Raw genomic sequence first — 26,026 nt, forward strand, 5'->3', positions numbered from 1 at the left:
TTTTGTGTAAGGATTTGGTGGGAATGGCGTAAGGAAGTGAACGCGGATCGTGCACCGCGTCATGACATCGGCGAAAGGCTCGTGTTTGCAGGCAGAATGGTTTGTTGCGATGCACCAAAAAACGGCGCTGTAGTGTGTCAACTACACACGCGGCCAATTGGCGGCGCCGTTTTAGTGCGGCAACAACGTGAAATCGACGCTGGCGACCAGGCCGTGCGGCGGGTTGTCGGACAGCTCGATGCGGGTGTGATGGCGGCGCGCGATCTCCTGCACGATGGCGAGGCCAAGGCCGCAGCCCTTGCCCTGGCCTTCGGCGCGGCCGCGGTAGAAGCGGGCGAACACCTGCTCGCGCTCGCTCTCGGCAATGCCGGGGCCGTTGTCGCACACCTGCAGCGTCACCGTGCCGGCACCGCGCAGCAGCTTGACGGTGACCTCGCCGCCGGGCGGCGTGTACTGGATGGCGTTGTCGATCAGGTTGGCCAGCAGCTCGCGCAGCAGGCCGCCGTGGCCGGCGACCGGCAGCGCATCGTCGGCGGCCTCCAGGCCGAGGTCGATATCGCGCGCCAGCGCCAGCGGCACCGCCTCGCTGGTGACCTCGCGCGCCAGCTGGCGCAGGTCCAGCGCCGCCAGCTGCAGCCCGGCCTCCGGCTCGGCACGCGCCAGCGCCAGCAGCTGGTTGATCAGGCGGATGGAGCGCGCGACGCTGGTTTCCACCTGCAGCAGCTGGCGGCTGGCGCTGGCGACATCCGGCGGCGTGGCGGCCAGCTCGGCGCGCACCAGCTCGCTCTGCGATTTCAGCCCCGCCAGCGGCGTGCGCAGCTGGTGGGCTGCGTCGGCGATGAAGCGGCGCTGCTGCGCCACCTGGCCGTCGACCTCGTGCAGCAGCTCGTTGATGGCGCGCGCCAGTGCGCGCACCTCGGACGGCGCGTTGTCGATCTCGATCGGCGCCAGGTCGCGCGGCGAGCGGTTTTCCACGCTGCGGCGCAGGTGGCGCAGCGGCGACAGGCCGCGACTGATGCCGGCCCAGACCAGCACGCTGGTCAGCAGCATCACCGCCAGCAGCGGCAGGCCCATGTCGCGCAGGATCTTGCGCGCCAGCTCGGCGTTCAGCGCCCGGCTTTTCGCCACCTGCACCAGCATCAGCTCCGGCCGCTCCGGGGTGCCGGCCGGCAGGTACAGCGCGGCGACACGCACCTCCAGCCGCTTGATGCGGCCATCGTAGAAGAAGGTTTCCCCCGGCTTGCGCTGCAGGCTGGCCGGCGGTCGCGGCATCGCCGGCTCGCCGAGCAGGAACGCCTCCGGTGGCGAGCTGACCATGTAGTAGATGCGGTCGTCCGGATCCTGCTCCAGGATCTCGCGCGCCGCCTGCGGGAAGTCGATGTAGAAGCCGTTGCCGAACGGTTTCACCTGCCGCGCCAGCGCGCGCGAGGACTTGGCCAGCGAACGGTCGATGACCTCGCTGGCGTAGCTCATCGCCATGCTGTGCGCGAGGAAGGCGGCGCCCAGCCACAGCACCAGCTGCGGCAGCAGCAGCCACAGCAGCAGCTGGCGGCGCAGCGACAGCTGGCGGGCGGCGGGTGGCGTACTCATGCGGCCAACCTTCAGGCGGCGTCGCTGATGGCCAGCAGGTAGCCCAGCCCGCGCACCGCGCGGATGCCGACGCCGCTGCCATCCAGCTTCTTGCGCAGGCGGTGCACGTACACCTCCACCGCGTTGGCGCCGACCTCCTCGCCATCACCGGACAGCTCTCCGGCGATCTGCTCCTTGGTCACCACGCGGTCGGCATGGGCCATCAGGATGTCGAGCAGCTGCAGTTCGCGTGCCGACAATTCCAGCGCCTGCTGCCCGCACCATGCGCGTTGGCCGCCGCGATCCAGGCGCAGGCGGCCGAAGTGCAGCTCGTCGCGCACGTTGTCGGCGACGCGGTGGCGGCGCAGCAGTGCGCGGATGCGCGCCTCCAGTTCCGGGAATTCGAAGGGCTTGACCAGGTAGTCGTCGGCGCCGGCGTCCAGCCCGGCGACGCGGTCTTCCATGCTGTCCAGCGCGGTCAGCAGCAGGATGGGCAGTGCCGGCTTGTGCACGCGCACGTTGCGCAGCACCTGCAGGCCGCTCTGGCCGGGCAGGCCGATATCGAGGATCACCGCGTCGAACGGTTCGGCCAGCAAGTGCCGCTGTGCGGCGAGGCCGTCGGCGGCGTGGCTGACGCTGAAGCCGAGCTGGCCGAGGCGGGTGAGCAGGGCATCGGCAAGGACGGCGTCGTCTTCGGCTAGGAACAGTTTCATGGGGCATCCGGCGGCGGACAGGGACAAGCCGTGATGTTAGAAGCTCGCGCCGGCTTTGGCGAGGGGAAAGGTTGGCCGCACTGCGGCCAACCTTTGTCATGTCCGCCCGGAAGGGAGGGCGGAAGGCGGGGGACTTACATCATGCCTAGGGTCTTGGGCAGCCACAGCGAGACCATCGGCACGTAGGTGACCAGCACCAGGAAGGCGAGCATGGTCAGTAGCCACGGCCACACCGCCACCGTCAGCTCGGTGATGCCCATCTTGGTGATGCCGGAGGCGACGTACAGGTTCAGGCCCACCGGCGGATGGCACATGCCGACTTCCATGTTGACCACGATCAGGATGCCGAAGTGCACCGGGTCGATGCCCAGCGCCACCGCCACCGGGAACAGGATGGGCGCGAAGATCAGCACGATGGACGCCGGTTCCATCACGTTACCGGCCAGCAGCAGGATGATGTTCACCACCAGCAGGAAGGCGATCGGGCCGAGGCCGGCGTCGATCAGCCAGCCGGCCATCGCCTGCGGGATGCCTTCGCTGGTCATCAGGAAGGAGAACAGCACCGCGTTGGTGATGATGTACAGCAGCATCGCCGACATGCTGGCCGAATCGAGCAGCACCTTGGGCACCTGCTTCAGCGTCAGGTCCTTGTACACGAACACGGCGACGATGAAGGCGTATACCGCGGACATGGCGGCGGCCTCGGTCGGGGTGAAGATGCCGGTATAGATGCCGCCGATCACCACCACGATCAGGAACAGGCCCCACATCGATTCGCGGAACGCGTGCAGGCGCTGACGGAGCGAGGCCTTGGGCAGGCGCGGATAGCCGAACTTGCGCGCGCGATACCAGGTGGTGAGGCCCAGCAGGCTTGCCAGCATCAGGCCCGGGATGACACCGGCCATGAACAGCTGGCCCACCGAGGTGTTGGTCGCCACCGAGTACATCACCATCGCAATCGACGGCGGGATCAGGATGCCCAGCGCGCCGGAGGTGGTGATCACGCCGGCGCCGAAGTCACGCGGGAAGCCCTGCTTCACCATCGCCGGCAGCAGGATGGAGCCGATGGCCACCACGCAGGCCGGGCTGGAACCGGACACGGCGGCAAACAGCGCGCAGGCGATCACGCCGGCAAGGCCGAGGCCGCCGTGCCAGTGGCCGACCATGGACGAGGCGAAGTTGATCATGCGCCGCGCCACCCCGCCGTGGGTGAGGAAGTTGCCGGCGAGGATGAAGAACGGAATGGCCATGATCTCGAACTTCTCGATGCCGGTGAACAGCTTCAGCGCCACCGCCTCGATCGGCACCTCGGTCATGGTGAACAAAAAAGTCAGCACGGTCAGGCCGAGCGAGATGGAGATCGGCATGCCGGTCAGCATCAGCACCAGCAGCAGGGTGAAAATGATGAGGGCGCTCATTGCTTGCCTCCTTTGTGGCTGATGTCGTGCGGATGCAGGTTGTCGTCCAGGGCGTACCAGTTGCTGTCCTCGGCCACGTCGTCCATGCCTTCAACGTGGGTGTGGTCGTGCTTGGGCAGCTCGCCGCTCCTGATGAAGTTCCAGGTGACCTGCAGGAAACGGAAGCACATCAGGTAGGAGCCGCAAGGCACCGCGAGGTAGACCAGCCACATCGGGATTTCCAGATCCACCGAGGTCTGGTCGGTATGGGCGATTTCCCAGACAAAGGCCGCGCCCAGGGTGCCGACGATGCCGGTGAACAGCGCACCGGCCAGGAGGCCGATCACGATGAACTTGGCGCGGTTCTGGTCGGACAGTTTGTTGACCAGCACGTCGACGCCGACGTGGATGCCGGTGCGCACGCCGTAGGCGGCGCCGAATTTGGCCATCCACACGAACAGGTAGATGGTCAGCTCCTGCGCCCACGACATGTGGATGCCGCCCAGCAGCGGTTGCAGCAGGCTGACCCCGCTGCCGTAGCGATGGACGACGGCCACAAAGGTGATCAGCGTGGCGGCGGCCATCAGGGTGGCGATCAGCCACTCTTCAAGATGATCCAGAAATTTCACTTGAGTCTCCGCAAAGGTCGGGAATGAAAAGAGGGGCTGCGCCCCTCTTGCACGCAGGCGGTGGTGCCGCTTACTTGGCGACGGCCGCCTTGACCGAATTGATCATGGCCATGCCGATGCGGGGGGCAATCTCGTTCTGTACCGACTGCATGGCGCTGACCCACTGGGCTTTTTCCGCCGGTGTCGGGTCGTAGAACTGGATCTTGCCGGAGGCCTTCATCCTGGAATAAGCCAGCGCCGTATCTTTCTCGGCGACCTGGTCGTTGTACAGGGTGGCGTCTTTCATCGCGCCCTCCAGAATGGTGCGGATGTCGGGCGGCAGCTTGTCCCAGAACGGCTTGTTCACCACGACGGCGTAGCCGCTGTACGAGTGCTTGGTGTTGACGGCGTATTTCTGCACTTCGTACTGCTTCTGGGTGTAGAGGTTGGAGACGTTGCTGTCGCCGCCGTCCACCACGCCGGTCTGCATCGCCTGGTAGACCTCGCCCAGCGACATGGTCTGCGGCATGGCGCCGACCGACTGCACGATGGCCTGGTTGACCTTGGACGAGTTGATGCGGATCTTCAGGCCCTTCATGTCGGCCGGGGTGCGCAGCGGCTTGTTGGCGCTGAACACGCGGAAGCCGTTGTCCCAGAAGGCCAGGCCTTTCATGTTGCGCGCCTCCAGCTTTTGCAGCAGGCTCTGGCCGACCTGGCCGCGCGTGACCTTGTGTACCTGGTCCTCGTTCATGAACAGGTAGGGCACGTCGAAGACCTCGAATTCCTTCAGCCCCATCGGGCCGAACTTGCTGGTGGTCGGTGCCAGCATCTGTACCGAACCCATCTGCAGCGCTTCCAGCTCTTCCTTGTCCTTGTACAGCTGGCTGTTCGGGAAGATCACCACCTTGACGCGGCCCTTGGTGCGCTCTTCCGCCAGTTTCTTGAAGTACTCCGCCGCCTGGCCTTTCGGGGTGTCGGTGGCGACGACGTGGCTGAACTTGATCTGGATCGGATCGGCGGCGATGGCGGCAGTGGCGGTGCCCAGCATTACGGCAGCGGCGATGGGGGTAAGCAGATGCTTCATGGTGTTGTCTCCTGTTGTGTCGGGATGGTCAGGTGGCGGGCGCCGTTTGTGGCATGGCAGCCTGGCTGACGATCTGACTTTATTGTGGTGACGAATCGCTATTTTGTTAAATGCATTATTGTCTGCAATTGATTACTTTGTTGCATTAGTGCAGTGGGGGATCGTGACGGCCGGGGCTCGCGGCGCCCGCCGTCGAAGGCGGGGATGGCAAAAAAATACGCCACCGACCGGGTGGCGTCCAAAACTGGGAATCGGCTGCCGCCGCCGGCTGGCTGGTGCAGGCGGCGGCAGCGACGGCGCAGTTTGTTTGCTGGCCGTTTTGCAGTAAAGTAAATTTATCTTGCTGATCTATGAGAATTTGTCATGAAAATCGACACCATCGGCGTGCAGGCCTTCATCGCCATCGCCGAAAGCGGCAGCTTCCAGACCGCGGCGGAAAGCCTGTTCCTGTCGCAGGCCGGCATCACCCGCCGGCTGCAGAACCTGGAGGACTACCTGGGGGTGAAGCTGATCGAGCGCACCACCCGTTCGGTGGCGCTGACCAAGGTCGGCGAGGAATTCCTGCCGCACGCCAAGCGCCTGCTTGGCGAGCTGGCCGGCTCGCTGAGCGAAATCCGCGACACCGGCCGCCTCAAGCGCGGCAGCGTCACCATCGCCTGCGTGCCGACGGTCGGGGTGCGCTTCCTGCCGCGCATCATCCAGGCCTACTCCGCGCTGTACCCGGACAACCACATCAAGATCCTCGACCACACCTCGGCGGGCGTCTCCAGCGCGGTGCTGCAGCGCGAGGCCGAGTTCGGCATCACCATCGCCGATTCGCACCACGCCGAGCTGAACAGCGTGCCGCTGCTGCAGGACGAATTCGCGCTGGTGTGCCGCGACGATCACCCGCTGAGCCGGCACGAGGCCCTGCGCTGGAAAGACCTGGAGCCCTACCCGCTGATCTCCATCGGCCAGCTCAGCGGCAACCGCCCGTTGCTGGACCGCGCGCTGGAAGAGCAGGACGTTGTGATCCAGTCGCTGTACGAGGTGCAGCGGGTATCCACCGCGCTGGGCCTGGTGGCGGAAGGCGTCGGCGCGGCGGTGCTGCCGCGGCTGGCGCTGCAAGGCGACGCCTACCCGCGCATCCGCGTGCTGCGCCTGACTGGGCCGGTGATCGCGCGCGGGCTGGTGCTGATCTCGCGCAAGACGGCGGAATTCTCGCCGGCGGCGGAGGCGCTGTACCAGATGGTGCGCAGCCATCAGCACCGCGACTGAGTCGGTCATTGATGATCAAAGCGCAATAATTCAGGATATAAATTCATTTCTCTTGAGGGCAGCGGATGCACAGAATGGAAAGCGAGATCAATTTTCTGTCCGAGGCGTTCCATGCTGATTCCCATTCCCTGCGTCGTGATGCGCGGCGGTACCTCCAAGGGGCCGTTCTTCCTGCTCGACGACCTGCCGCACGACGAAGCCACGCGCAACCGGGTGTTGCTGGCCGCGATGGGCTCGCCCGACCGGCGCCAGATTGACGGCCTCGGCGGCGGCGACAGCCTGACCAGCAAGGTGGTGATGGTCAGCAAGTCCGCCCGTCCCGGTATCGACGTCGAGTACCTGTTCGCCCAGGTGTCGATCGACAGCGAAACGGTGGATACCTCGCCCAACTGCGGCAATATGCTGGCCGGAGTGGCGCCGTTCGCCATCGAGCACGGCCTGGTCGCTGCCGGGATGCCGACGACGCGGGTGCGCGTCTTCAACCGCAACACCGGCAAGGTGGTGGAGGCGGTGGTGCAGACCCCCGGCGGCAAGGTCAACTACGAGGGCGACGTCCACATCGACGGCGTACCCGGCAGCGGTGCGCCCATCCTGCTCAACTTCCTCGACGCCGCCGGCGCCAAGACCGGGCGCCTGCTGCCCACCGGCCGGGTGCAGGACGTGATCGATGGCGTGCCGGTGTCCTGCGTCGATTTTTCCTCGCCCATCGTGTTCATCGCCGCCGCCTCGCTCGGTAAGAGCGGCTACGAGAGCAAGGCACAGCTGGACGGCGACAGCGCGCTGCTGGCGCGGCTGGAGGCGATCCGGCTGGAGGCGGCGCAGCGGATGGGCATGGGCGATGTGCGCGGCAAGGTGCTGCCCAAGCTGGTGTTGCTGGCCAGGCCGGCGCAGGGCGGCCAGATCAGCTCGCGCTACTTCGTGCCGTGGAACTGCCACGCCGCGCACGCGGTGACCGGCGCGCTGTGCGTTGCCGCCGCCTGCAGCATTCCTGGCACCATTGCCGCGGAACTGGTGCAGCCCGATGCCGCGCAGCCGGGGCTGATCGGTATCGAACACCCGTCCGGCCGGCTGGATACCCGGGTGCAGATCGACGGCCGCGACGACGACGGCCTGCCGCTGATCCGCAGCGCGGGCGTGGTGCGTACCGCCAAGCCCATCGTGTCCGGTGTGGTGTACGTGCCGGGCAGCGCCTGGGAGGCCACCGTCTAGCGCCAGCAGTCGTACCGTCCACTCTCCTCTTGCCCCGCCAATCCGCGGGGCTTTTTTCGTGGCGGCCGCGCATAAAAAAAGGGCTTGCCGGGGAGAGGCGGCAAGCCCTTGTCAAAAACGGGAGCAAATCTGCGGTTTAGCGCACCGCCAGCGCACTGGCCTCTCGGGCCAGCTGGGTGATGCGTGCCCAATCCTGCGCGGCGAGGGCGTCGGCCGGGGTCAGCCACGATCCGCCCACCGCCAGCACGTTGGGCTGGGCCAGGTAGGCCGGCGCGTTGCTGGCGTCGATGCCGCCGGTCGGGCAGAAGCGCAGTTCCGGCAGCGGACCGGCCAGCGCTTTCAGCAGCTTGATGCCGCCGACCGCTTCGGCCGGGAACAGCTTGAGGATGTTGAAGCCTTCGTCCTGCGCGTGCATCGCCTCGGACGCAGTGGCCACGCCGGGGATGAACGGCACGCCGGAGGCGCGCGCGGCGGCGGCCAGTTCCGGGGTCAGGCCCGGGCTGAGGCCGAACTGGGCGCCGGCGTCGAGTGCGGCTTCCAGATGGGCGCGGGTGCGCACGGTGCCGGCGCCGACCAGCGCATCCGGCACTTCGTCGCGGATGCGGCGCATCGCGGCCAGTGCCGCCTTGGTGCGCAGCGTGATTTCCAGGGTGCGGATGCCGCCGGCGACCAGCGCGCGGGCGAGGTCGACCGCCACTGCGGCGTCGTTGACCACGATTACCGGCATTACCGGGCTTTGGCGAAGCAGAGTCAGTGCGTCCATGTCTGTCCTTGTGTTGTCAGCGGCTGGCTGCGGCCAACCTTGGGGTGTTGTTACTGGCCGCGTGTCCACAGCGGGTGGGCGAAGGTCATCGCGCCTTCCTCGGCGGTGGTGGCCTGCTGGCGGAAGCCTGCGAACAGGTCGCGGCCGACGCCGTGCTGGTTGGCCGACAGGTCGGCCTGCACGCGTTCGCGCGCCGCCCATTCGGCGGCATCCACCAGGATGCTCAGCTCGCCAGTGTTGGCGTCGAGTCGTACCAGGTCGCCGTTCTGTACCTTGCCGATGTCGCCGCCCAGCAGCGCTTCCGGCGACACGTGGATGGCGGCCGGTACCTTGCCGGAGGCGCCGGACATGCGGCCGTCGGTGACCAGTGCCACCTTGAAGCCGCGCTCCTGCAGCACGCCCAGTGGCGGGGTCAGCTTGTGCAGCTCCGGCATGCCGTTGGCGCGCGGACCCTGGAAGCGGATCACCGCCACGAAGTCCTTTTCCAGCTCGCCGCGCTTGAACGCGACCAGCAGTTCATTCTGGTCGTGGAACACCACGGCCGGCGCTTCCACCACGCGGTGTTCCGCTTTCACCGCCGACACCTTGATCACGGCGCGGCCGATATTGCCGGTCAGCACCTTCAGGCCGCCATCGGCGGAGAACGGGGCGGTGGCCGTGCGCAGCACGCCGTCGTCGCCGCTGCTCGCCGGCGCCGCGCGCCAGGCCAGCTTGCCGTCGTCGAGCCACGCTTCGCTGGTGTGCGCGCGCAGACCCTTGCCCATCACGGTGGTGACGTCGTCGTGCAGCAGGCCGGCATCCAGCAGTTCGCGGATGACGAAGCCCATGCCGCCGGCGGCGTGGAAATGGTTCACGTCGGCCTTGCCGTTAGGGTAGGCGCGCACGATCAGCGGTACCACGGCGGACAGTTCGTCGAAATCGTCCCAGTTGACGTCGATGCCGGCCGCGCGGGCGATGGCATTGATGTGCAGGGTGTGGTTGGTGGAGCCGCCGGTGGCGAGCAGGCCGACGATGCCGTTGACGATGGCTTTCTCGTCGATTACCTCGCAGATCGGGGTGAAACGCGGGCCCTGCGCGCTGATCTCGGTGGCGACACGGGCGGCGTGGCGGGTCAGCGCCTCGCGCAGCGGGGTATTCGGGTTGACGAAGGCGGCGCCTGGCAGGTGCAGGCCCATCACTTCCATCAGCATCTGGTTGCTGTTGGCGGTGCCGTAGAAGGTGCAGGTACCCGGACCGTGGTAGGACGCGGATTCCGATTCCAGCAGCGCGTCGCGGCCAACCTTGCCCTCGGCGAACAGCTGGCGCACCTTGGCCTTGTCGTCGTTGGAGATGCCGGTGGTCATCGGGCCGGCCGGTACGAACAGCGCCGGCAGGTGGCCGAAGGACAGCGCGCCGATCAGCAGCCCGGGCACGATCTTGTCGCAGACGCCGAGGTACAGCGCGGCGTCGAACATCTGGTGGGAGAGGGCGATGGCGGTGCTCATCGCGATCACGTCGCGCGAGAACAGCGACAGCTCCATGCCCTCGAAGCCCTGTGTCACGCCGTCGCACATCGCCGGCACGCCGCCGGCCACCTGCGCGGTGGCGCCGGCCTTCAGCGCCTCGTTCTTCAGCAGCGCCGGGAAGGTTTCCAGCGGCTGGTGCGCGGACAGCATGTCGTTATAGGAGGTGACGATGGCCAGGTTGGGGCGCACCGACTCTTTCAGGTGAATCTTGATCCCGTCCGGCATCGCGGCGAAGGCGTGCGCCTGGTTGGTACAGGACAGATGGGCGCGCTCGACCTTGCCCTGGCGCACGGCGGCGCGGGCTTGGGCCAGATAAGTGGCACGGGTGGCACGGCTACGCTCGATGATGCGCTGGGTAACGGCAGCAAGAACAGGATGCAGACTCATTGTGTAGGCCCCGATTGGTGTGTCTGAATGGTAGTTTTACTACAGTATGTTGGCAAGGTGTTACGCGATAAAAATGCACAGCCGACAGGTCGCCATGCCTGCAAATCCATGTAAATCAGCCGTTTGACGGGGTGTTGGTGATCGGCAACAGTGGTGTTGTCCGGATCTTTTCCTTGCGTTTTCACGTAGACAAGTCGCCGTCGTTTGGTAATATAACTACATCTGAACCTTGGGCGTAGAGAGAGAGAGAACAACAGGATGGAGAACACAAACCTGCACACCCCGGCCTTCGACATGGTGCTGTTCGGGGGCACCGGCGATCTGGTGATGCGCAAGCTGCTGCCGTCGCTGTACCAGGCGCACGCCGCCGGCCTGTTGCACGACGAGGGTCGTCTGCTGGCGCTGGGCCGCCGCGACATGAGCCGCGACGACTACCTGGCGATGGTGGAAAAGAGCGCGCGCATCCACATCAAGGAGCATTTCTCCGATGCCGCCTGGCAGGGCTTTCTCGCCCGGGTGGAATACCTGAAGGTCGACGCCGCCACGCCGGAACATTACCCGCTACTGGCCGAGGCGCTGAACCAGCACCCCGGCCGCGTGGCGGTCTGTTATCTGGCCACCGCGCCGGACCTGTTCGAGGGCATCTGCGACAACCTCGCCGCCGTCGGCCTGAACCACGACAAGGTGCGCGTGGTGCTGGAGAAGCCGCTGGGCCACGACCTGGACTCGTCCAACGAGATCAACGAAGCCGTCGCCCGCCACTTCAAGGAAGAGCAGCTGTACCGTATCGACCACTACCTGGGCAAGGAGTCGGTGCAGAACCTGCTGGCCATCCGCTTCGCCAACGCGCTGTTCGAGCCGCTGTGGCGCCGCGAGTGGATCCACAACGTGCAGATCACCATTTCCGAAGACCTGGGCGTCGGCACCCGCGGCGATTTCTACGACAACACCGGCGCGCTGCGCGACATGGTGCAGAACCACCTGCTGCAGCTGTTGTGCATCGTGGCGATGGAGCCGCCGGCCAACCTCGGCGCCGACGCGGTGCGCGACGAGAAGCTGAAGGTGCTGAAGGCGCTGCGCCCGTTCGGCGAGCAGGACGTGGCCAACAAGACCGTGCGCGGGCAGTACAAGGCCGGCGCCGTGGGCGGCCAGCCGGTGGTCGGCTACCTGCAGGAGCAGGGCATTCCCGCCGCCAGCCAGACCGAGACCTTCGTCGCCATCAAGGCCGAGATCGACAACTGGCGCTGGTCCGGCGTGCCGTTCTACCTGCGCACCGGCAAACGCATGCAGGAGCGCGTGGCCGAGATCGTGATCAATTTCCGCGACGTGCCGCACCAGCTGTTCCCGAGCCCGATGGGCCTGAACACCGCCAACCGCCTGGTGATCCGCCTGCAGCCGGAAGAAAGCATCCGCCTGTACTTCCTGTCCAAGGAGCCGGGCGACACCCAGCGCCTGCAGCCGGTGCACCTGAACCTGGACTTCCACGAATCGTTCAAGGTGCGCCGCGCCGACGCCTACGAACGCCTGCTGCTGGACGTGATCCGCGGCAAGTTGGCGCTGTTCATGCGCCGCGACGAGCTGGTGGAAGCCTGGCGCTGGGTGGAGCCGATCATGGACAACTGGGCGCGCAGCACCACGCCGCCCAAGCAGTACACCGCCGGCACCTGGGGCCCGGCCGCTTCCAGCGCGCTGCTGAGCCGCGACGGTATCAGCTGGCACGAGGAGTGCTGAAGCCGGCTCGCGGCCGGCCGCAAGGTTGGCCGCATGACCGGCGGCGACATGCTGCCGGTGCGTTGAGACAACAAGACGCGCGGCAATACAGCCGCGCGCAGGCAACGGAGACACAGAGATGATGTTCCACGCTTTCGAATCGCAAGCGGCGGCGGCCGAGACCCTCGCCCGCCATGTCGCCGCCGACCTCGCCGCCGCCATCGGTCGCCGTGGCCGCGCCGTGCTGGCGGTGTCCGGCGGTCGCTCGCCGGTGCCCTTCCTGCAGGCGCTGTCCGCCGAGGTGCTGGACTGGTCGCGCGTCTGCGTCACCCTGGTCGACGAGCGCATGGTCGCGCCCGACCACGCCGACAGCAATGCCGCGCTGGTGCGCGACTACCTGCTGCAGGGCGCGGCCGCCGACGCGACGTTCCGGCCGCTGGTGAGCGTTGCGGCCAACGTCGACGCCGAACTGGCGCAGGCCGCCGCACAGTGGCAGACCCCGGACGTGGTGGTGCTGGGCATGGGCGAGGACGGTCACACCGCGTCGCTGTTTCCCGACGCAGCCAACCTCGCCGAGGGCCTGGACCCGGCCAATCCGGCCGCGCTGCTGGCGGTGGTGCCGCCCGAGGCTCCACACACCCGCATCAGCATGACGCTGGCCGAGATCCTGCGCAGCGGCAAGCTGTACCTGGCGATTGCCGGTGACAACAAGCGGCGGGTGCTGGAACATGCCAGCCGCACGCTGAGCGCGGCACAGCCGGTCAGCCACCTACTGCAACAAACGGAGAACCCGCTTCATGTCTACTGGGCAGCCTAATCCTTTCCCGCGCCTGCTGGCCGACATCGGCGGCACCAACGCCCGCTTCGCGCTGGAAACCGCGCCCGGGGTGCTGGAAGACATCGACGTGCTGCCGTGCCGGGACTACCCGACGCTGGTCGACGCCATCCGCAGCTATCTGCAGCGCGCCGACACCCGCGCCGTGCACCACGCCGCCATCGGCATCGCCAACCCGGTGACCGGCGACTGGGTGCAGATGACCAATCACCACTGGGCGTTCTCGATCGAGGCCACCCGCCAGGCGCTGGGCTTCGCCACGCTGCTGGTACTCAATGACTTTACCGCGCTGGCGATGTCGCTGCCCTTCCTGCCGGCCGACGAGCTGGTGCAGGTCGGCGGCGGCGAGGCGCGCCACGGCGCCAAGGCGCTGATCGGCGCCGGCACCGGCCTCGGCGTCTCCGGCCTGCTGCCGCACGCCGGTGGCTGGGTGGCGATCGCCGGCGAGGGCGGCCACGTCGCCTTCGCCCCCGGCAACGAGGAAGAAGTGGCGCTGTGGCGCTACGCGCAGCGCCGTTTCGGCGAGCACGTGTCCGCCGAGCGCTTCCTGTCCGGCCCCGGTCTGGAGCTGATCCATGACGCGCTGGCCGAGGCCGACGGCGAGGCCGCCGGCCAGCTGTCGGCGGCGCAGATCAGCGAGCGCGGCCTGTCCGGCCGCGACGCGCGCTGCGTGAAGGTGCTGGAGCTGTTCTGTGCCATGCTCGGCAACGCCGCGGCCAACCTGGCGGTGACGCTGGGTGCGGTCGGCGGCGTCTACATCGGCGGCGGCATCGTGCCGCGCTTCGGCGAGCTGTTCGCACGCTCGCCGTTCCGCGAGCGCTTCGAGGCCAAGGGCCGTTTCCGCGACTACACCCGCGCGCTGCCGGTGTACGTGATCCACAGCGCCTATCCGGCGCTGACCGGGGTGCAGGCCGCGCTGCGCGACCATCTGGGAGAACGCGATGCTTGAGAAAATCCGTGCCGAGCTGGACTCCCTGTCCAGTGCCGAACGCCGTGTCGCCGAGCAGGTGCTGGCGCAGCCGTATACAGTGATGCAGTCGGCGGTGTCCGACATCGCCGCCAGCGCCGGCGTCAGTCAGCCGACGGTGATCCGCTTCTGCCGCAGCATGGGCTTCTCCGGCCTGTCCGACTTCAAGCTCAAGCTGGCCGGCACCCTGGTCGGCGGTGTGCCCTTTGTCCACTCCAGCGTGCGCCCGGAAGACCCGGTATCGGAGATCACCGCCAAGGTGTTCGATAACACCGTCACCGCGCTCTTGAAGTGCCGCAACGAGGTGAACCCGCAGGCGGTGGATGCGGCGGTGGAGCTGCTGGCCAATGCCAAACGTATCGAGTTCTACGGCCTCGGCAACTCCGGCATCATCGCCGCCGACGCACAGCACAAGTTCTTCCGCTTCGGCATTCCCACCGTCGCCTACGCCGACAGCCACATCCAGATCATGGCCGCCTCGGTGCTGACGCCGGACGACGTGCTGGTCGCCATCTCCAGCTCCGGCCGTTCGCGCGAGCTGATGGACGCGGTGGACGTGGCGCTGGAGGGCGGAGCCAAGGTGATCGCCATCACCGTGCCGGACACGCCGCTGGCGGAGCGCGCCACGGTGACGCTGGCGGTGGATGCGCCGGAAGACAGCGAGACCTACAGCCCGATGCTGTCGCGCATCCTGCACCTGGTGATCATTGACATTTTGACGGTCGGCGTGGCGCTCAAGCGCGGCCCCGGCCTCGTGACGCAGTTGGAAAAAGCCAAGCGCAGCCTGAAACAGAAGCGCCTGCGCGGCGACGAAGACCATGACTAGTTCTGCCGCCAAGCGCCCGCGCGGCCGGCGCAAACCAGCCAGCCCGCCAGAGGTTGGCCGCAACAAGACGACAAAGAGACCCGGAGCCATCATGAGCAAACTGACCCAGCTTCCCGCCTGGCACGCCCTGTGGGACCACTTCAACGACGCCAAGAACCTGCACATGCGCGAGCTGTTCGACAGCGATCCGCAACGTGCCGAACGCTACTCGCTGGAGGTCGGCGGCCTGTTCTTGGACTACTCCAAGAACCGCCTCACCGACGCCACGCTGCAGGGGCTGATGCAACTGGCGCGCGAGGCCGGCCTGCCGGCCCGCATCAAGGCCATGTTCAAGGGCGAGAAGATCAACAGCACCGAGCACCGTGCCGCACTGCACGTGGCGCTGCGCAACCGCACCAACTCGCCGATCATGGTCGACGGCGAGGACGTGATGCCCAAGGTGAACTCGGTGCTGTCGCGCATGGGCAAGTTCGCGCACGCGGTGCGCAGCGGCGAGTGGCTGGGCTACACCCACCAGCCGATCACCGACATCGTCAACATCGGCATCGGCGGCTCGGATCTGGGCTCGCTGATGGTCTGTAGCGCGCTCAAGCCCTTCGGCCACCCGCGCATGAACATGCACTTCGTGTCCAACGTCGACGGCGCGCAGCTGAAGGAAACGCTGAAGAAGGTGCACCCGGAGACCACGCTGTTCGTGGTGGAATCGAAGACCTTCACCACCCAGGAAACGCTGACCAACGCACTGACTGCACGCGACTGGTTCGTGTCGCGCGCGCGCGACGAGAAGGCCGTCGCCAAGCACTTCGTCGCGGTGTCCACCAACAAGAAAGCCGTCGCCGATTTCGGCATCGATCCGGCAAACATGTTCGAGTTCTGGGACTGGGTGGGTGGGCGCTACAGCCTGTGGTCGGCCATCGGCCTGCCGATCATGCTGTACCTGGGCGAGGAGAACTTCACCGAGCTGCTCAACGGCGCCCACATCATGGACCAGCACTTCGCCAACGCGCCGTTCGAGCAGAACATGCCGGTGCTGCTGGCGATGATCGGCATCTGGTACATCAACTACTACGGCGGCGGCTCGCACGTGATCGCGCCGTACGACCAGTACCTGCATCGTCTGCCGGCCTTCATCCAGCAGCTGGACATGGAGTCCAACGGCAAGCAGACCATGCTCGACGGTGCGCCGGTGGATTTCGAGACCGCGCCGATCATCTGGGGCGAAACCGGCATCAACGGCCAGCACGCGTTCTTCCAGCTCTTGCACCAGGGCACCCACATCTCGCCGATCGACCTGATCTGCTCGCTGCAGAACAGTTCCAGCCTGCCCGGTCACCACGAGATCCTGCTCGCCAACGTGTTCGCGCAGGCCGAGGCCTTCATGCGCGGCAAGACCGCGGACGAGGCGCGCAGCGAACTGGAGGCGCAGGGGCTGACGGGCGACGCGCTGGAGGCGCTGGTGCCGCACAAGGTGTTCGCCGGCAACCGCCCGACCAACACCCTGCTGATGGACCGCCTCGACCCGCGCAACCTGGGTAGCCTGATCGCCGCCTACGAGCACAAGATCTTCGTGCAGGGCGTGATCTGGCACATCAACAGCTTCGACCAGTGGGGGGTGGAGCTGGGCAAGCAGCTGGCCAAGACCATCCACGCCGAGCTGGCCGGCAAGCTGGAATCGGCACCGCACGACAGCTCGACCAAGGCGCTGATCGAGCGCTACCGCCGCGCCAACGCGCAGTAACGCGCCCGCCGTCACCCGGCCGCAGCAAAACCAACCGGAGCCTCGCGCTCCGGTTTTTTTATGGTCGCGGCACAGGCGAATCAGGGAAAGCCGCAATGCGGTACTCCCCAATGGTGGGGACAGTGGCGGCGGCACTAGCATGTCTTTTCCGGTGTGGCCGCCCTGTTGCGCCAACTTGATGACAAATGCGAGCAATTTCCACGCATTTTCATGACGTTGGTTCAGGCGGGGCGGGCGCAACGGCGGGCAGGCTGCAATATTACCAAGCCGCTGTCAGCGGTTTGTAAGGGCGCACTGCTAGTGTTGACCGCGAGTTGTCTGCGCAGGCCGTCTGCCGGCCTGTCTTCCCCGTTTCTGTTTGCAAGGAATTCATCATGCGCGTTTCTACCCGGCTGGCCGTCATCATCCTGGCCAGCTTCATCGGATTGCTGCTGCTGGCCGGGCTGTCGCTGCACAGCATCCGCCAGTCGCTGTACGAGGAAAAACAGGCCTTCATCGTCAACCAGCTGCGCATGGCGGAAGGCGTGCTCGGCCACTACGCCGCCGAGCAGCAGCAGGGGCGGCTGAGTCAGGCCGACGCGCAGCAGCAGGCGCGCCAGGCGCTGGCGATGCTGACGGTGGACGACGTGTACTTCTTCGCCCGCGACAAGGACAACGTGATGCAGGTGCACGTGAAGGCCGACCGCATCGGCAAGGTCGACCTCGGCTCCAAATTGCCGGACGGGCGCACCACGGTCGACGCCTACAACGCGGCGCTGCGCACGGCCAAGTACGGCATCACCGAGATCTACACCACGCGCAAGGGGTCCGATGTGCAGGTGCCCAAGCTCAACGGCGTGGTGCGTTTCGAGCCCTGGGGCTGGATGGTGGGTACCGGCATTTTCGTCGACGACATCGCGTCCACCTTCTGGCGCAATGCCTCGCTGCTGCTGGCGCTGGCGGCCGTGGTCGTGGTGGTGCTGGCGGCGCTGGCGCTGACCATGTCGCGCCGCATCATCGGTTCGCTCGGCGGCGAGCCGGCCTACGCGGTGGCGGTGGTGGAGGCGATCGCCGCCGGCGACCTCAACCAGGACATCCGCCACAACGGCAAGCCGCACAGCCTGCTGTTCGTGATGGCGACGATGCAGCAGAAGCTGCGCGAGATGATCGTGCAGATCAGCGACTCCGCCGCGCAGCTGGGTGACACTGCCGCCGCGCTGGGCGGGCAGATGCAGCGGCTGGACACGGTGTCCGCCACCGCCAACGACTCCACCACCGCGGCGGCGGCGGCGATCGAAGAGCTGTCGGTGAGCATCGATCACGTGTCCGACAGCGCGCGCCAGACCGAGGTCGATTCGCGCGGCGTGGCGCAGCTGGCGCAGCAGGGGCTGGGGGTGGCGCAAGGCGTGGTGTCCAGCATCCGCGGCATTGCCGGCGAGGTCAGTGACGCTTCCGGCCGCGTGCTGTCGCTGAGCGAGCGCACGCGCAGCATCAGCGGCATCGCCGACACCATCCGCGACATCGCCGACCAGACCAATCTGCTGGCGCTGAACGCGGCGATCGAGGCGGCGCGGGCCGGCGAGCTGGGGCGCGGTTTCGCGGTGGTGGCGGACGAGGTGCGCAAGCTGGCGGAGCGCACCGCGCAGGCCACCAGCGAGATTTCCAGCATCATCCACACCGTGGTGCAGGAGACCGCCGGGGTATCCGGCGCCATGGAGCAGATCGCGCCGCTGGTGGAGGACGGTGTGCAGCAGGTGACGCAGCTGGCCGGTGCGCTGGGCCAGATCGACGACAAGGTCGGCCACACGCTGGAGCGCTTCCGCAACGTGGCGCTGGCGATGAGCGAGCAGAGTCAGGCCGGGGTCAGCATCGCCGGCAGCGTGGAGCAGGTGGTGCAGGTGGTGGAGGAAACGCAGTCTTCGGTGCGCTTCACCACCGGTGCCTCGGCGCGGCTGCAAACGTTGGCCGCAGATTTGCAGCAGGCGGTGTCGCGCTTCCGCGTGTAGGCGTGAGCGGCCCGTGACCGCCAGCGGTCGCGGGCCGTCGTACTCAGGAGGCGCTGCTGTCGCGCAGGCACTTCTTCACGAAGCTGTTCTTGGCGGCGCCGGACAGTTTCTTCTCGGCGGCCTTGCCGTCGCACATGGCTTGCGCATTGCCCGGCTGTTCGCGTTCGCACTTCTTCATGAAGCTGTTCTTGGCGGCGCCGGCGAGCTTCTTCTCGGTGGCCATTTTTTCGCAGGCCGGATTGGCGGCCAGCAGCGGGCCGGAGAACAGGGCAAGGGTAAGCAGCAGGATCAGTTGACGCATGGTGTGTCCTTTCGGGAGCGGTGGCGGTAATCGGGCATGACCGTTTCACTATGACTGCAGCCACAAAAAAATGAAACCTGCGACCGCTATCGTTTGTGTCATATTGTTGGTTTCAATGGTGTGACGTAGTGATAGCGCGAAAGGGCGGGCGAATGTGGGGCGGGATGAATACCTGGTGCTGCAGGGCGGCATTCTGGCTGCTTGCTTGTCTGCCGCTGACGGCGGCGGCGGCGCGGCCCCCGCTGAATATCGTCGCCATGGACCAGGCGTCGCCGCCCTACGTCATCGGCGAGGGGGACGGTTTCGCGCCGCAGCCGGGCCTTGCCGTCGAGCTGGCGCAGCAGGCGGCAAACGCCTGCGGTGTCGAGCTGCACCTGTTGCGCCAGCCGGGGCTGCGCATGCTGCAGAGCCTGAAAAGCGGCAGTGCCGACGCTGCGCTGCTGCTGTCCTACAACGAGGAACGCGCGCAGTTCGCCGTCTATCCGCTGCGCGACGGCCAACCCGACGGCCGCCAGCGCATGAGCACGCTGCGCTACGTGTTGTTCGTGCGCAACGACAGCACGCTTGCGTGGGACGGCGAGCGGCTGAGCCCGCCGCAGGCGGTGGTGGGCAGCAATATCGGCTGGTCGGTGATCAAGGATCTGGAACGCCTGCAGATCCGGGTCGAGACCGCGCTTAATGTCGACAGCAACTTCAACAAGCTGCAGGCCGGGCGGATCGACGCCTACGCGATCCAGGACTTGCTGGCCGCCGGCTACCTGTCCACGCATCCGAAACTCGAGGTGCGCGCACTGCCGCAGCCGCTGGTGAGCAAGGACTACTTCATGCCGTTCAGCCGCCAGTTCGCCGCGCGCCAGCCGCAGCTGGTGCAGTGCATGTGGCAACAGGTGGCGCGTCAGCGCGACGCGCTGCTGAAGCGGCGCATGGCAATCTACCTCCACCACTGACGCGGCCAACGTTGGCCGCAAAAAAGCCGACGCGCAGGCGTCGGCTTTTTGTCGTGCCGTTCTCTTCTTGCCCTGACGCTCCGGTCGAGGGACGGTGGTCGGGCGTGGCCACCCCTTGCAGGGCTTCGGCTCCGGCACGCTTCACGCCTCTCCCTCGATCACCGGCAGGGCTGTTTACGAGACAAGGCAACAGGGTAATTTCCTTCAATACCGGTCGAACCGGATTTTTTACGCTGCAGGTTCTTTCATCTGCGGGGAGCAACCCATGAGCCTGTATCTGTCGATGTCCTTGTTTGCGCTGGCGGCCTCCATTTCTCCGGGGCCGGTGAATCTGCTGGGCCTGGCCCACGGTGTGCAGTATGGTTTTCGTGCCAGCTTGCGGCACGTCACCGGCGCGACCATGGGATTTACCCTGTTACTGCTGTTGATCGGTCTCGGGCTGCACGAGGTGCTGGCACGCTGGCCGGTCGTGACCGTCGCCATCAAGTGGGCCGGTGCCGCCTTCCTGCTGTACATGGCCTGGAAGCTGTTCCGCGCGGATGGCGCACTGGGGGACAAGCGTGCCGGGCAGGCGCCGTCGTACTGGCAAGGGGCCCTGATGCAATGGTTGAACCCGAAGGCCTGGCTGGCCGCGGTGGCCGGCATGGGGGCCTTTGCCGGCAGCGACAGCCTGCTGGTCTGGCAATTCAGCGCGCTTTACTGGGTGATCTGCTATCTCTCGCTGGCCTGCTGGGCTTATGCAGGCGCGGCGCTGGGGCAATACCTGCACTCTGCCGCCCGTATCCGCGTGCTGAACCGCTTGCTGGCGGTCTTGCTGTTGCTGAGTACGGTCTTGCTGTTCTGATCAGCGCCGGTAATGGCCGGGCGTGACGGCGGTAAGGCGCTTGAACACCCGCTGGAAATGCGCCTGGTCGGCAAAGCCGCTGGCGTGCGCGACCTCCGCCAGGGGTTGCCGGCCACGTAGCAGGCGTCTGGCATGCTGGATGCGACAGTTGAGCAGATAGGCGTGCGGGGTCATGTGGTAGTGCTGGCTGAAGGCACGGATCAGGTAGGACGGCGACAGCGAGGCTGCCGCGCAGATCTGCTGCAGACTCAGGGACTCGGTCGCGTGGCTGTGGATGAAGTCGGCGGCCCGTGCCAGTTTGTCCGGGGCGCTAGGCATTGGCAGCTTGCCAGGCGACAAGGCGGCCAAGGCTTGGCTGAAAAACTGGACGGCGACGCTTTCCTTCAGCAGCCGTTCGCTATCGGCGGCGGTCAGCACGGCGTGAAAACGGGTAAACGCGGCGTACAGGCGTGGGTCGTGACTGAGCTGAGAGGCCAGTGGCTGGAAGTCGCCATGCGGCGACAGCCCCAGCTCCGCCTGCCGTGTACCCAGCCAGTCCTTGTCCACGTACAGCATGCGATACGCCCAGCCGGCGCCGCGAACGGGCGCGCAGGCATGCACCTCGCCCGGATTCATCATCAGCACGCTGCCGGTGGCGATCTCGTGCCGCTGGTTGCCGTTCAGGTAGTGGCTGTGGCCGCCATCAATCACGCCCAGCGAGAACGTCTCGTGCGAGTGTTTTTCATAGCAGACCTTGCGGCCGTCCGCGACGGTGCGGGACTCGATGAAGGGCAGCGCGTCATCACGCCAGAAGCGGGATGCTTGCTGTGGGGCGGAGCGGGCTTGCGCCATCGTTGCGTCACTTCTGTTGGGCATTGAACACGAACAGCATAGCTTGCCCCGGCGCAAAAACAAAAGTAGCGCCACAGGGCGGCCGCTTCCTCATGCCGGGCTTTGCGGCGCGGGTCTTGGGCCGACCCCGGCTCAGCCCGGGCTGCTATCCCTGCGCATTGGCTGGTAAGGCGGTTTCGCAAGCGGGGTGGAAAACAACAAGGCCGGGATGATCCCGGCCTTGTTGTTCATGCTGGCGGCACAAGGTTGGCCGCAAGCCGTTTAGCCCGCCAGACGGGCGCGGTGGCGGGCGATCTGCGCGCGCACCTGGTTTGGCGCGGTGCCGCCGACGTGGTCGCGCTGTGCCAGCGAACCTTCCGGCGTCAGCACGGTGAACACGTCGGCTTCGATCAGCGTGCTGAATTCGCGCAGTTTTTCCAGGCTGAGGTCGGCGATATCCACGCCCTGCAGCTCGGCATGGCGCACGGTCAGTGCCACCACTTCGTGGCTGTCGCGGAACGGCATGCCCTTCTTCACCAGATAGTCGGCGAGGTCGGTGGCAGTGGCAAAGCCCTGCAGCACGGCGGCGCGCATCGCCTCCGGCTTCACGGTGATGCCGCGCATCATGTCGGCGTAGATGCGCAGGGTGTCGATCAGGGTGTCGGCGGTGTCGAACAGCGGCTCCTTGTCTTCCTGGTTGTCCTTATTGTAGGCCAGCGGCTGGGCCTTCATCAGGGTTACCAGCGCGATCAGGTGGCCGACCACGCGGCCGGATTTGCCGCGTACCAGCTCTGGCACGTCCGGGTTTTTCTTCTGCGGCATGATGGAGCTGCCGGTGCAGAAGCGGTCGGCGATGTCGATGAAGCCGACGCGCGGGCTCATCCACAGGATCAGCTCTTCCGACAGGCGGCTCAAATGCACCATCACCAGACTGGCGGCGGCGGTGAATTCGATGGCGAAGTCACGGTCGGACACCGCGTCCAGCGAGTTGTGGCACACGTCGTCGAAGCCCAAGAGCTGCGCGGTGTAGAAGCGGTCGATCGGGAAGGTGGTGCCGGCCAGCGCGGCGGCGCCCAGCGGCAGGCGGTTGACGCGCTTGCGGCAGTCGGTCATGCGCTCGGCGTCGCGGGAGAGCATTTCCACGTAGGCCAGCATGTGGTGGCCGAAGGTCACCGGCTGGGCGACTTGCAAATGGGTGAAGCCCGGCATCACGGTGTCGGCATTGGCCTCGGCCAGATCCAGCAGGCTGGTCTGCAGCTCGGCGATGAAACCGACGATGGTGTCGATCTGCGCACGCAGCCACAGGCGGATGTCGGTGGCGACCTGGTCGTTACGCGAGCGGCCGGTGTGCAGGCGCTTGCCGGCGTCGCCGATCTTGTCGGTGAGGCGGCGCTCGACGTTCATGTGCACGTCTTCCAGGTCCACGCTCCACTCGAAGTTGCCGGCGCGGATGTCGGCGATGATCTCGCCCATGCCGTCGCGGATGGCGGCGAGGTCGGCATCGGACAGCACGCCGCACTTGTTGAGCATCGCGGCGTGGGCCAGCGAGCCTTCGATGTCGAATTCGGCCAGGCGGTTATCAAAGGTGACCGAAGCGGTGTATTTCTTGACCAGCTCGGAGACCGGCTCGGAGAAGCGGCCAGACCAGGCGTGCGTGTCTTGCATGGTGATGATGTCCCGGGTTTGTAATGGAGGGCGTGTCTGGCCGACGATTATAAGGAAAGCCCGCCATCAGGGCGAGGGCGGGCTGGTTTCAAGCGTTCGATTGCGCGCTCAGCGTGGCGTGGTGCGCCGCGCCGCCATGCGCTGGCCGGCGTCGCGCAGCTCGTCCTCGCCGATCAGCTGACCGGCGACCGGGAACAGCCAGTCTTCCTCGCGCTGCGCGTGCTCGCGGTACAGGCGGGTGAAGTCGGCGATGGCGGCGGCGTCAAGCTCGACCAATTCGCCACGGCCGAAGGCCTGCAGCTGGTCGTGGAGGGCGCGCCAGCGTGCGTTCAGGTAGCCGTGCTCGGCCAGCAGCTGCTCGATCTTGGCGGCGGCGTCCGGCTGCCGCGCCACGATCAGCGGGAACAGCTCCTGTTCCTCGTCCTGGTGGTGCGCCGGGCCGGCCATCTCGAAATAGCGCACGATACCGGCGATGGTGTTCAGCACGGCGTGGCTGTGGCCGTGCTCGGCGATGTAGCCGGGCAGCGCGTCCAGCTGCTCGCAGAAGTGGCGCACCTTGTCGTGACAGGCGTACAGCATGTCCAGCGGTTCGTCGAAGGAAGGTGCGGGGATCGCGCGGGTCAGGGCGTCCAGGCTCAGCATGGCGTGCTCCGGAATTAATGGTGGGATGGTTTCAGTATGGTGCATGGCGGCGCCACTGCCCATGATCCGCCTCAAGCGACGGGCGGGGATTTGCATTACAGTCTCGGCTGGTCTTTTCTGTTGCAGACGAGTGATGACTGTCCCGTTCCTGATCCGTGAACTGTGCCGCGGCGATGCGGCCAACCTTGCCGCGGCGCTGGCGCTGCACGACGCCGCCCACGCGCTGGAAGTGGCGTGGCTGGAGGGTTACCCGCTGCCGCGGCTGTGGCAAAGCAGCGCCGACATCGCCGCCAGCCCGCTGCACATCCTGGCCGGCTACGATGAGCAGGGCCAGCTGTGCGCGCTGCTGGTCTGCGGCCGGGCCGACGACGGCGGCCTCGACATCGTGCGCACGCTGGTGGCGCCAACGCGGCTGGGCGAGGGCTGGGCCGGGCGTCTGCTCACCGCCGCGCTGGTCGGCGAAACGGCGGCCACGGTCAGCAGCGCGCAGGCCAACCGCGCTGCGCTGCGCTGCTACCATAAGGCCGGCTTCGTGCGCGTGCGCGACTTCGCCGCTGCGGACGGGCTGGCGCTGACCACGCTGCGCTGGCAGCGCGACGATAGCGAATTGCCACTGACGCTGGACGCCGACGGCTGGGTCAACGAGGCGCAGCGGCTGCCGTCGCCCAACTGCGACAGTTATCCACAGCCGGAGGTGCCGCTGCTGGTTATCCACAATATCAGCCTGCCGCCGTACCGCTACGGCGGCGACGGCGTGGCGCAGCTGTTCGGTAATCGCCTCGATCCGGCGGCCGATCCCTTCTACGCGACCATCGCCCACCTGCGGGTGTCGGCGCACTTTTTCATCCGCCGCGACGGCAGCCTGCTGCAGTTCGTGTCCACCCGCCGGCGCGCGTGGCACGCCGGGGTGTCGCAGTGGCGCGGCCGCGAGCGCTGCAATGACTTCGCGCTCGGTATCGAGCTGGAAGGCTGCGACTTCGAGCCGTTCTGCCACGCGCAGTACCGCACGCTGGCGGCGCTGGCGCGGCTGCTGCAGGGCGAGTGCGGCGTCCGCGCCATCACCGGCCACGAGCACATCGCGCCGGGGCGCAAGACCGATCCGGGGCCGTACTTCGACTGGCCAAGGTTAGCCGCAGCGGTGGGGCGGGCGTTGCCGGAGAACTGAGCCGGCGGCGTGAGGGCCGTGCTTACGACAGCACCACCTGGTTGCGGCCCTGTTCCTTGGCGCGGTACAGCGCATTGTCGGCACGTTCCAGCGCGTTGTCGAAAGCGGTATCGGCCGGCTCGAATTCGCTGAGCCCGATGCTGATGGTGGCCTCGACGCCGGGAATACCCAGCTGGGCAAAGACCCGCTGCGCCTGCTGGCGGATCCGCTGGGCAATGGCGCCCGCACTCTGCCGGTCGGTCTGTGGCAGCAGGGCGACGAATTCGTCGCCGCCGAAACGTGCCGGGATATCGTTGCAGCGCAGTTCGTCCCGGCAGACGCCGGCCAGGGCGGTGATGACCCTGTCGCCGGTCAGGTGGCCATGCCGGTCGTTGATGTGCTTCAGGTGGTCGATATCAAAGGTCAGGATGGTTGCCGGTGTCCGGTAGCGGCTGAACAGCTCGAAGTGCTGCTGCAAGGCGGTCATCAGCTTGCGGCGGTTGGCCAGTCCGGTCAGCGGATCGGTCTCGCTTTGTTCGCGCAGCCGGGTCTCCAGCTCGTGGCGCGGGGTGATGTTGCTGGCGACCCACAGCACCGCATCCTCGCCGTCCACCTGGAACGCCAGCGCCTGCACCCGGCCCTCGAACCAGATCGGTTCGTCGGGGCCTTCCTTTTTCAGTCCTTTCACATCGCTGCCGGACAGGGTGTATTCCACGATGTGGAGCCCGCCGCCATGCAGTGCGGTGGCGATCTCGCCCAGGAAGAAGGCGGTTTTCTCCGGTTCCAGCACATCGCCGATGGCGAGGCCGACCAGGCCGCTGCCATCGTGGTAATAGCGCAGGTCGGAGCCGCCAAACACCGCAGCATAGCGGCCGCTGCGGGTCAGGATGAACACCGGATCGGGCAGGGCGGCCAGGATGGCGGACAGTTGTTGGCTGGAAAAGCAGGGGCTGGTCATTGAGGCTCCGCCGGCAAGGGCCATGAAGGCAGGAGCGGCTAGCGTAGCATGACGTACGGTGGACAACCTACTGCCGGCACGGGGAGGCGGTCGTATCGTGTCAGGCGGAGCGGGGAGAACACATTGCGCGGGGAGGGCAGTTGGCGCTAGAGGCTTGCTCGC

Annotated in this window: 23 protein-coding genes; 11 read left to right on the top strand and 12 right to left on the bottom strand. The window is 66.7% G+C overall.

Going from position 1 to position 26,026, the window contains the following annotated elements; translation table 11 throughout:
* Positions 1-171: 171 nt before the first annotated feature.
* The 5 genes from PQU96_RS03760 to PQU96_RS03780 form a co-directional block, all read right to left on the bottom strand.
* Positions 172-1,590, bottom strand: a complete 1,419-nt coding sequence (locus tag PQU96_RS03760) for a sensor histidine kinase (RefSeq protein WP_272770915.1) — start codon at positions 1,588-1,590, stop codon at positions 172-174.
* An 11-nt stretch (positions 1,591-1,601) separates the two neighbouring features.
* Positions 1,602-2,282: a response regulator transcription factor gene (locus tag PQU96_RS03765; protein ID WP_272770916.1), complete on the bottom strand. Its 681-nt coding sequence runs from the start codon at positions 2,280-2,282 to the stop codon at positions 1,602-1,604.
* 134 nt (positions 2,283-2,416) lie between these two features.
* A complete protein-coding gene (locus PQU96_RS03770) occupies positions 2,417-3,700 on the bottom strand; it encodes a TRAP transporter large permease (RefSeq protein ID WP_272770917.1) in 1,284 nt (427 codons plus the stop codon).
* The gene (locus tag PQU96_RS03775) at positions 3,697-4,308 is read right to left on the bottom strand and encodes a TRAP transporter small permease (RefSeq protein WP_272770918.1); all 612 of its coding nucleotides are present in this window, start codon (positions 4,306-4,308) and stop codon (positions 3,697-3,699) included. The genes PQU96_RS03770 and PQU96_RS03775 overlap by 4 nt, the downstream gene beginning before the upstream one ends.
* A 70-nt stretch (positions 4,309-4,378) precedes the next feature.
* Complete coding sequence (locus PQU96_RS03780) at positions 4,379-5,371, bottom strand: DctP family TRAP transporter solute-binding subunit (RefSeq protein ID WP_272770919.1); 993 nt, start codon at positions 5,369-5,371, stop codon at positions 4,379-4,381.
* A gap of 363 nt (positions 5,372-5,734) precedes the next feature.
* Here PQU96_RS03780 and PQU96_RS03785 point away from each other — a divergent pair, with 363 nt between their 5' ends.
* Together PQU96_RS03785 and PQU96_RS03790 are read left to right on the top strand one after the other, a co-directional pair.
* Positions 5,735-6,628: a LysR family transcriptional regulator gene (locus PQU96_RS03785; RefSeq protein ID WP_189373250.1), complete on the top strand. Its 894-nt coding sequence runs from the start codon at positions 5,735-5,737 to the stop codon at positions 6,626-6,628.
* Positions 6,629-6,739: 111 nt separating this feature from the next.
* Positions 6,740-7,837 (top strand): 4-oxalomesaconate tautomerase, encoded by a 1,098-nt coding sequence (locus PQU96_RS03790; RefSeq protein WP_272770920.1) that lies wholly within the window; start codon positions 6,740-6,742, stop codon positions 7,835-7,837.
* Positions 7,838-7,973: 136 nt separating this feature from the next.
* Here PQU96_RS03790 and PQU96_RS03795 read toward each other — a convergent pair whose 3' ends face one another.
* Together PQU96_RS03795 and edd are read right to left on the bottom strand one after the other, a co-directional pair.
* Positions 7,974-8,600: a bifunctional 4-hydroxy-2-oxoglutarate aldolase/2-dehydro-3-deoxy-phosphogluconate aldolase gene (locus PQU96_RS03795; RefSeq protein WP_272770921.1), complete on the bottom strand. Its 627-nt coding sequence runs from the start codon at positions 8,598-8,600 to the stop codon at positions 7,974-7,976.
* 50 nt (positions 8,601-8,650) lie between these two features.
* Positions 8,651-10,492, bottom strand: a complete 1,842-nt coding sequence (gene edd, locus PQU96_RS03800; protein WP_272770922.1) for a phosphogluconate dehydratase — start codon at positions 10,490-10,492, stop codon at positions 8,651-8,653.
* 258 nt (positions 10,493-10,750) lie between these two features.
* Here edd and zwf point away from each other — a divergent pair, with 258 nt between their 5' ends.
* The 6 genes from zwf to PQU96_RS03830 all read left to right on the top strand — a co-directional run bounded on the left by zwf (position 10,751) and on the right by PQU96_RS03830 (position 18,553).
* The gene (gene zwf / locus PQU96_RS03805; RefSeq protein WP_272770923.1) at positions 10,751-12,223 is read left to right on the top strand and encodes a glucose-6-phosphate dehydrogenase; all 1,473 of its coding nucleotides are present in this window, start codon (positions 10,751-10,753) and stop codon (positions 12,221-12,223) included.
* Positions 12,224-12,341: 118 nt separating this feature from the next.
* Positions 12,342-13,019: a 6-phosphogluconolactonase gene (gene pgl / locus PQU96_RS03810; protein ID WP_272770924.1), complete on the top strand. Its 678-nt coding sequence runs from the start codon at positions 12,342-12,344 to the stop codon at positions 13,017-13,019.
* Positions 13,000-13,986: a glucokinase gene (locus tag PQU96_RS03815; RefSeq protein ID WP_272770925.1), complete on the top strand. Its 987-nt coding sequence runs from the start codon at positions 13,000-13,002 to the stop codon at positions 13,984-13,986. The genes pgl and PQU96_RS03815 overlap by 20 nt, the downstream gene beginning before the upstream one ends.
* Positions 13,979-14,830 (top strand): transcriptional regulator HexR, encoded by an 852-nt coding sequence (hexR, locus tag PQU96_RS03820; RefSeq protein WP_272770926.1) that lies wholly within the window; start codon positions 13,979-13,981, stop codon positions 14,828-14,830. Before PQU96_RS03815 ends, hexR begins: the two co-directional genes overlap by 8 nt.
* Before the next feature lie 91 nt (positions 14,831-14,921).
* The gene (gene pgi / locus PQU96_RS03825) at positions 14,922-16,568 is read left to right on the top strand and encodes a glucose-6-phosphate isomerase (protein ID WP_272770927.1); all 1,647 of its coding nucleotides are present in this window, start codon (positions 14,922-14,924) and stop codon (positions 16,566-16,568) included.
* Positions 16,569-16,942: 374 nt separating this feature from the next.
* Positions 16,943-18,553, top strand: coding sequence for a methyl-accepting chemotaxis protein (locus PQU96_RS03830; RefSeq protein ID WP_272770928.1), 1,611 nt, complete (start codon positions 16,943-16,945; stop codon positions 18,551-18,553).
* 43 nt (positions 18,554-18,596) lie between these two features.
* Here PQU96_RS03830 and PQU96_RS03835 read toward each other — a convergent pair whose 3' ends face one another.
* Positions 18,597-18,854 (bottom strand): hypothetical protein, encoded by a 258-nt coding sequence (locus PQU96_RS03835; RefSeq protein WP_272770929.1) that lies wholly within the window; start codon positions 18,852-18,854, stop codon positions 18,597-18,599.
* A 164-nt stretch (positions 18,855-19,018) separates the two neighbouring features.
* On the opposite strand from PQU96_RS03835, the gene PQU96_RS03840 reads away from it, so the two are divergent.
* Positions 19,019-19,801: a substrate-binding periplasmic protein gene (locus PQU96_RS03840; protein WP_272770930.1), complete on the top strand. Its 783-nt coding sequence runs from the start codon at positions 19,019-19,021 to the stop codon at positions 19,799-19,801.
* 265 nt (positions 19,802-20,066) lie between these two features.
* On the top strand, positions 20,067-20,645 hold the full coding sequence (locus tag PQU96_RS03845; RefSeq protein ID WP_272770931.1) for a LysE family translocator: 579 nt from the start codon (positions 20,067-20,069) through the stop codon (positions 20,643-20,645).
* Here the strand turns inward: PQU96_RS03845 and PQU96_RS03850 are convergent, their stop codons facing one another.
* The 3 genes from PQU96_RS03850 to PQU96_RS03860 all read right to left on the bottom strand — a co-directional run bounded on the left by PQU96_RS03850 (position 20,646) and on the right by PQU96_RS03860 (position 23,762).
* Positions 20,646-21,476, bottom strand: coding sequence for an AraC family transcriptional regulator (locus PQU96_RS03850; RefSeq protein WP_272770932.1), 831 nt, complete (start codon positions 21,474-21,476; stop codon positions 20,646-20,648).
* 261 nt (positions 21,477-21,737) lie between these two features.
* Positions 21,738-23,120 carry an argininosuccinate lyase gene (gene argH / locus PQU96_RS03855; RefSeq protein ID WP_272770933.1) on the bottom strand — a complete coding sequence of 461 codons (1,383 nt, stop codon included), beginning with the start codon at positions 23,118-23,120 and terminating at the stop codon, positions 21,738-21,740.
* A 108-nt stretch (positions 23,121-23,228) separates the two neighbouring features.
* Entirely contained in the window at positions 23,229-23,762 is a 534-nt protein-coding gene (locus tag PQU96_RS03860; RefSeq protein ID WP_272770934.1) for a hemerythrin domain-containing protein, read from the bottom strand.
* A 613-nt stretch (positions 23,763-24,375) separates the two neighbouring features.
* Between PQU96_RS03860 and ampD the strand changes: the two genes are divergently transcribed.
* Positions 24,376-24,927, top strand: a complete 552-nt coding sequence (ampD, locus tag PQU96_RS03865; RefSeq protein ID WP_272771113.1) for a 1,6-anhydro-N-acetylmuramyl-L-alanine amidase AmpD — start codon at positions 24,376-24,378, stop codon at positions 24,925-24,927.
* A gap of 22 nt (positions 24,928-24,949) precedes the next feature.
* Here ampD and PQU96_RS03870 read toward each other — a convergent pair whose 3' ends face one another.
* On the bottom strand, positions 24,950-25,864 hold the full coding sequence (locus tag PQU96_RS03870) for a GGDEF domain-containing protein (protein ID WP_272770935.1): 915 nt from the start codon (positions 25,862-25,864) through the stop codon (positions 24,950-24,952).
* Between the last annotated feature and the right edge of the window lie 162 nt (positions 25,865-26,026).

It is taken from the genome of Vogesella margarita, assembly GCF_028548475.1.
Taxonomy (GTDB): Bacteria; Pseudomonadota; Gammaproteobacteria; order Burkholderiales; family Chromobacteriaceae; genus Vogesella; species Vogesella margarita.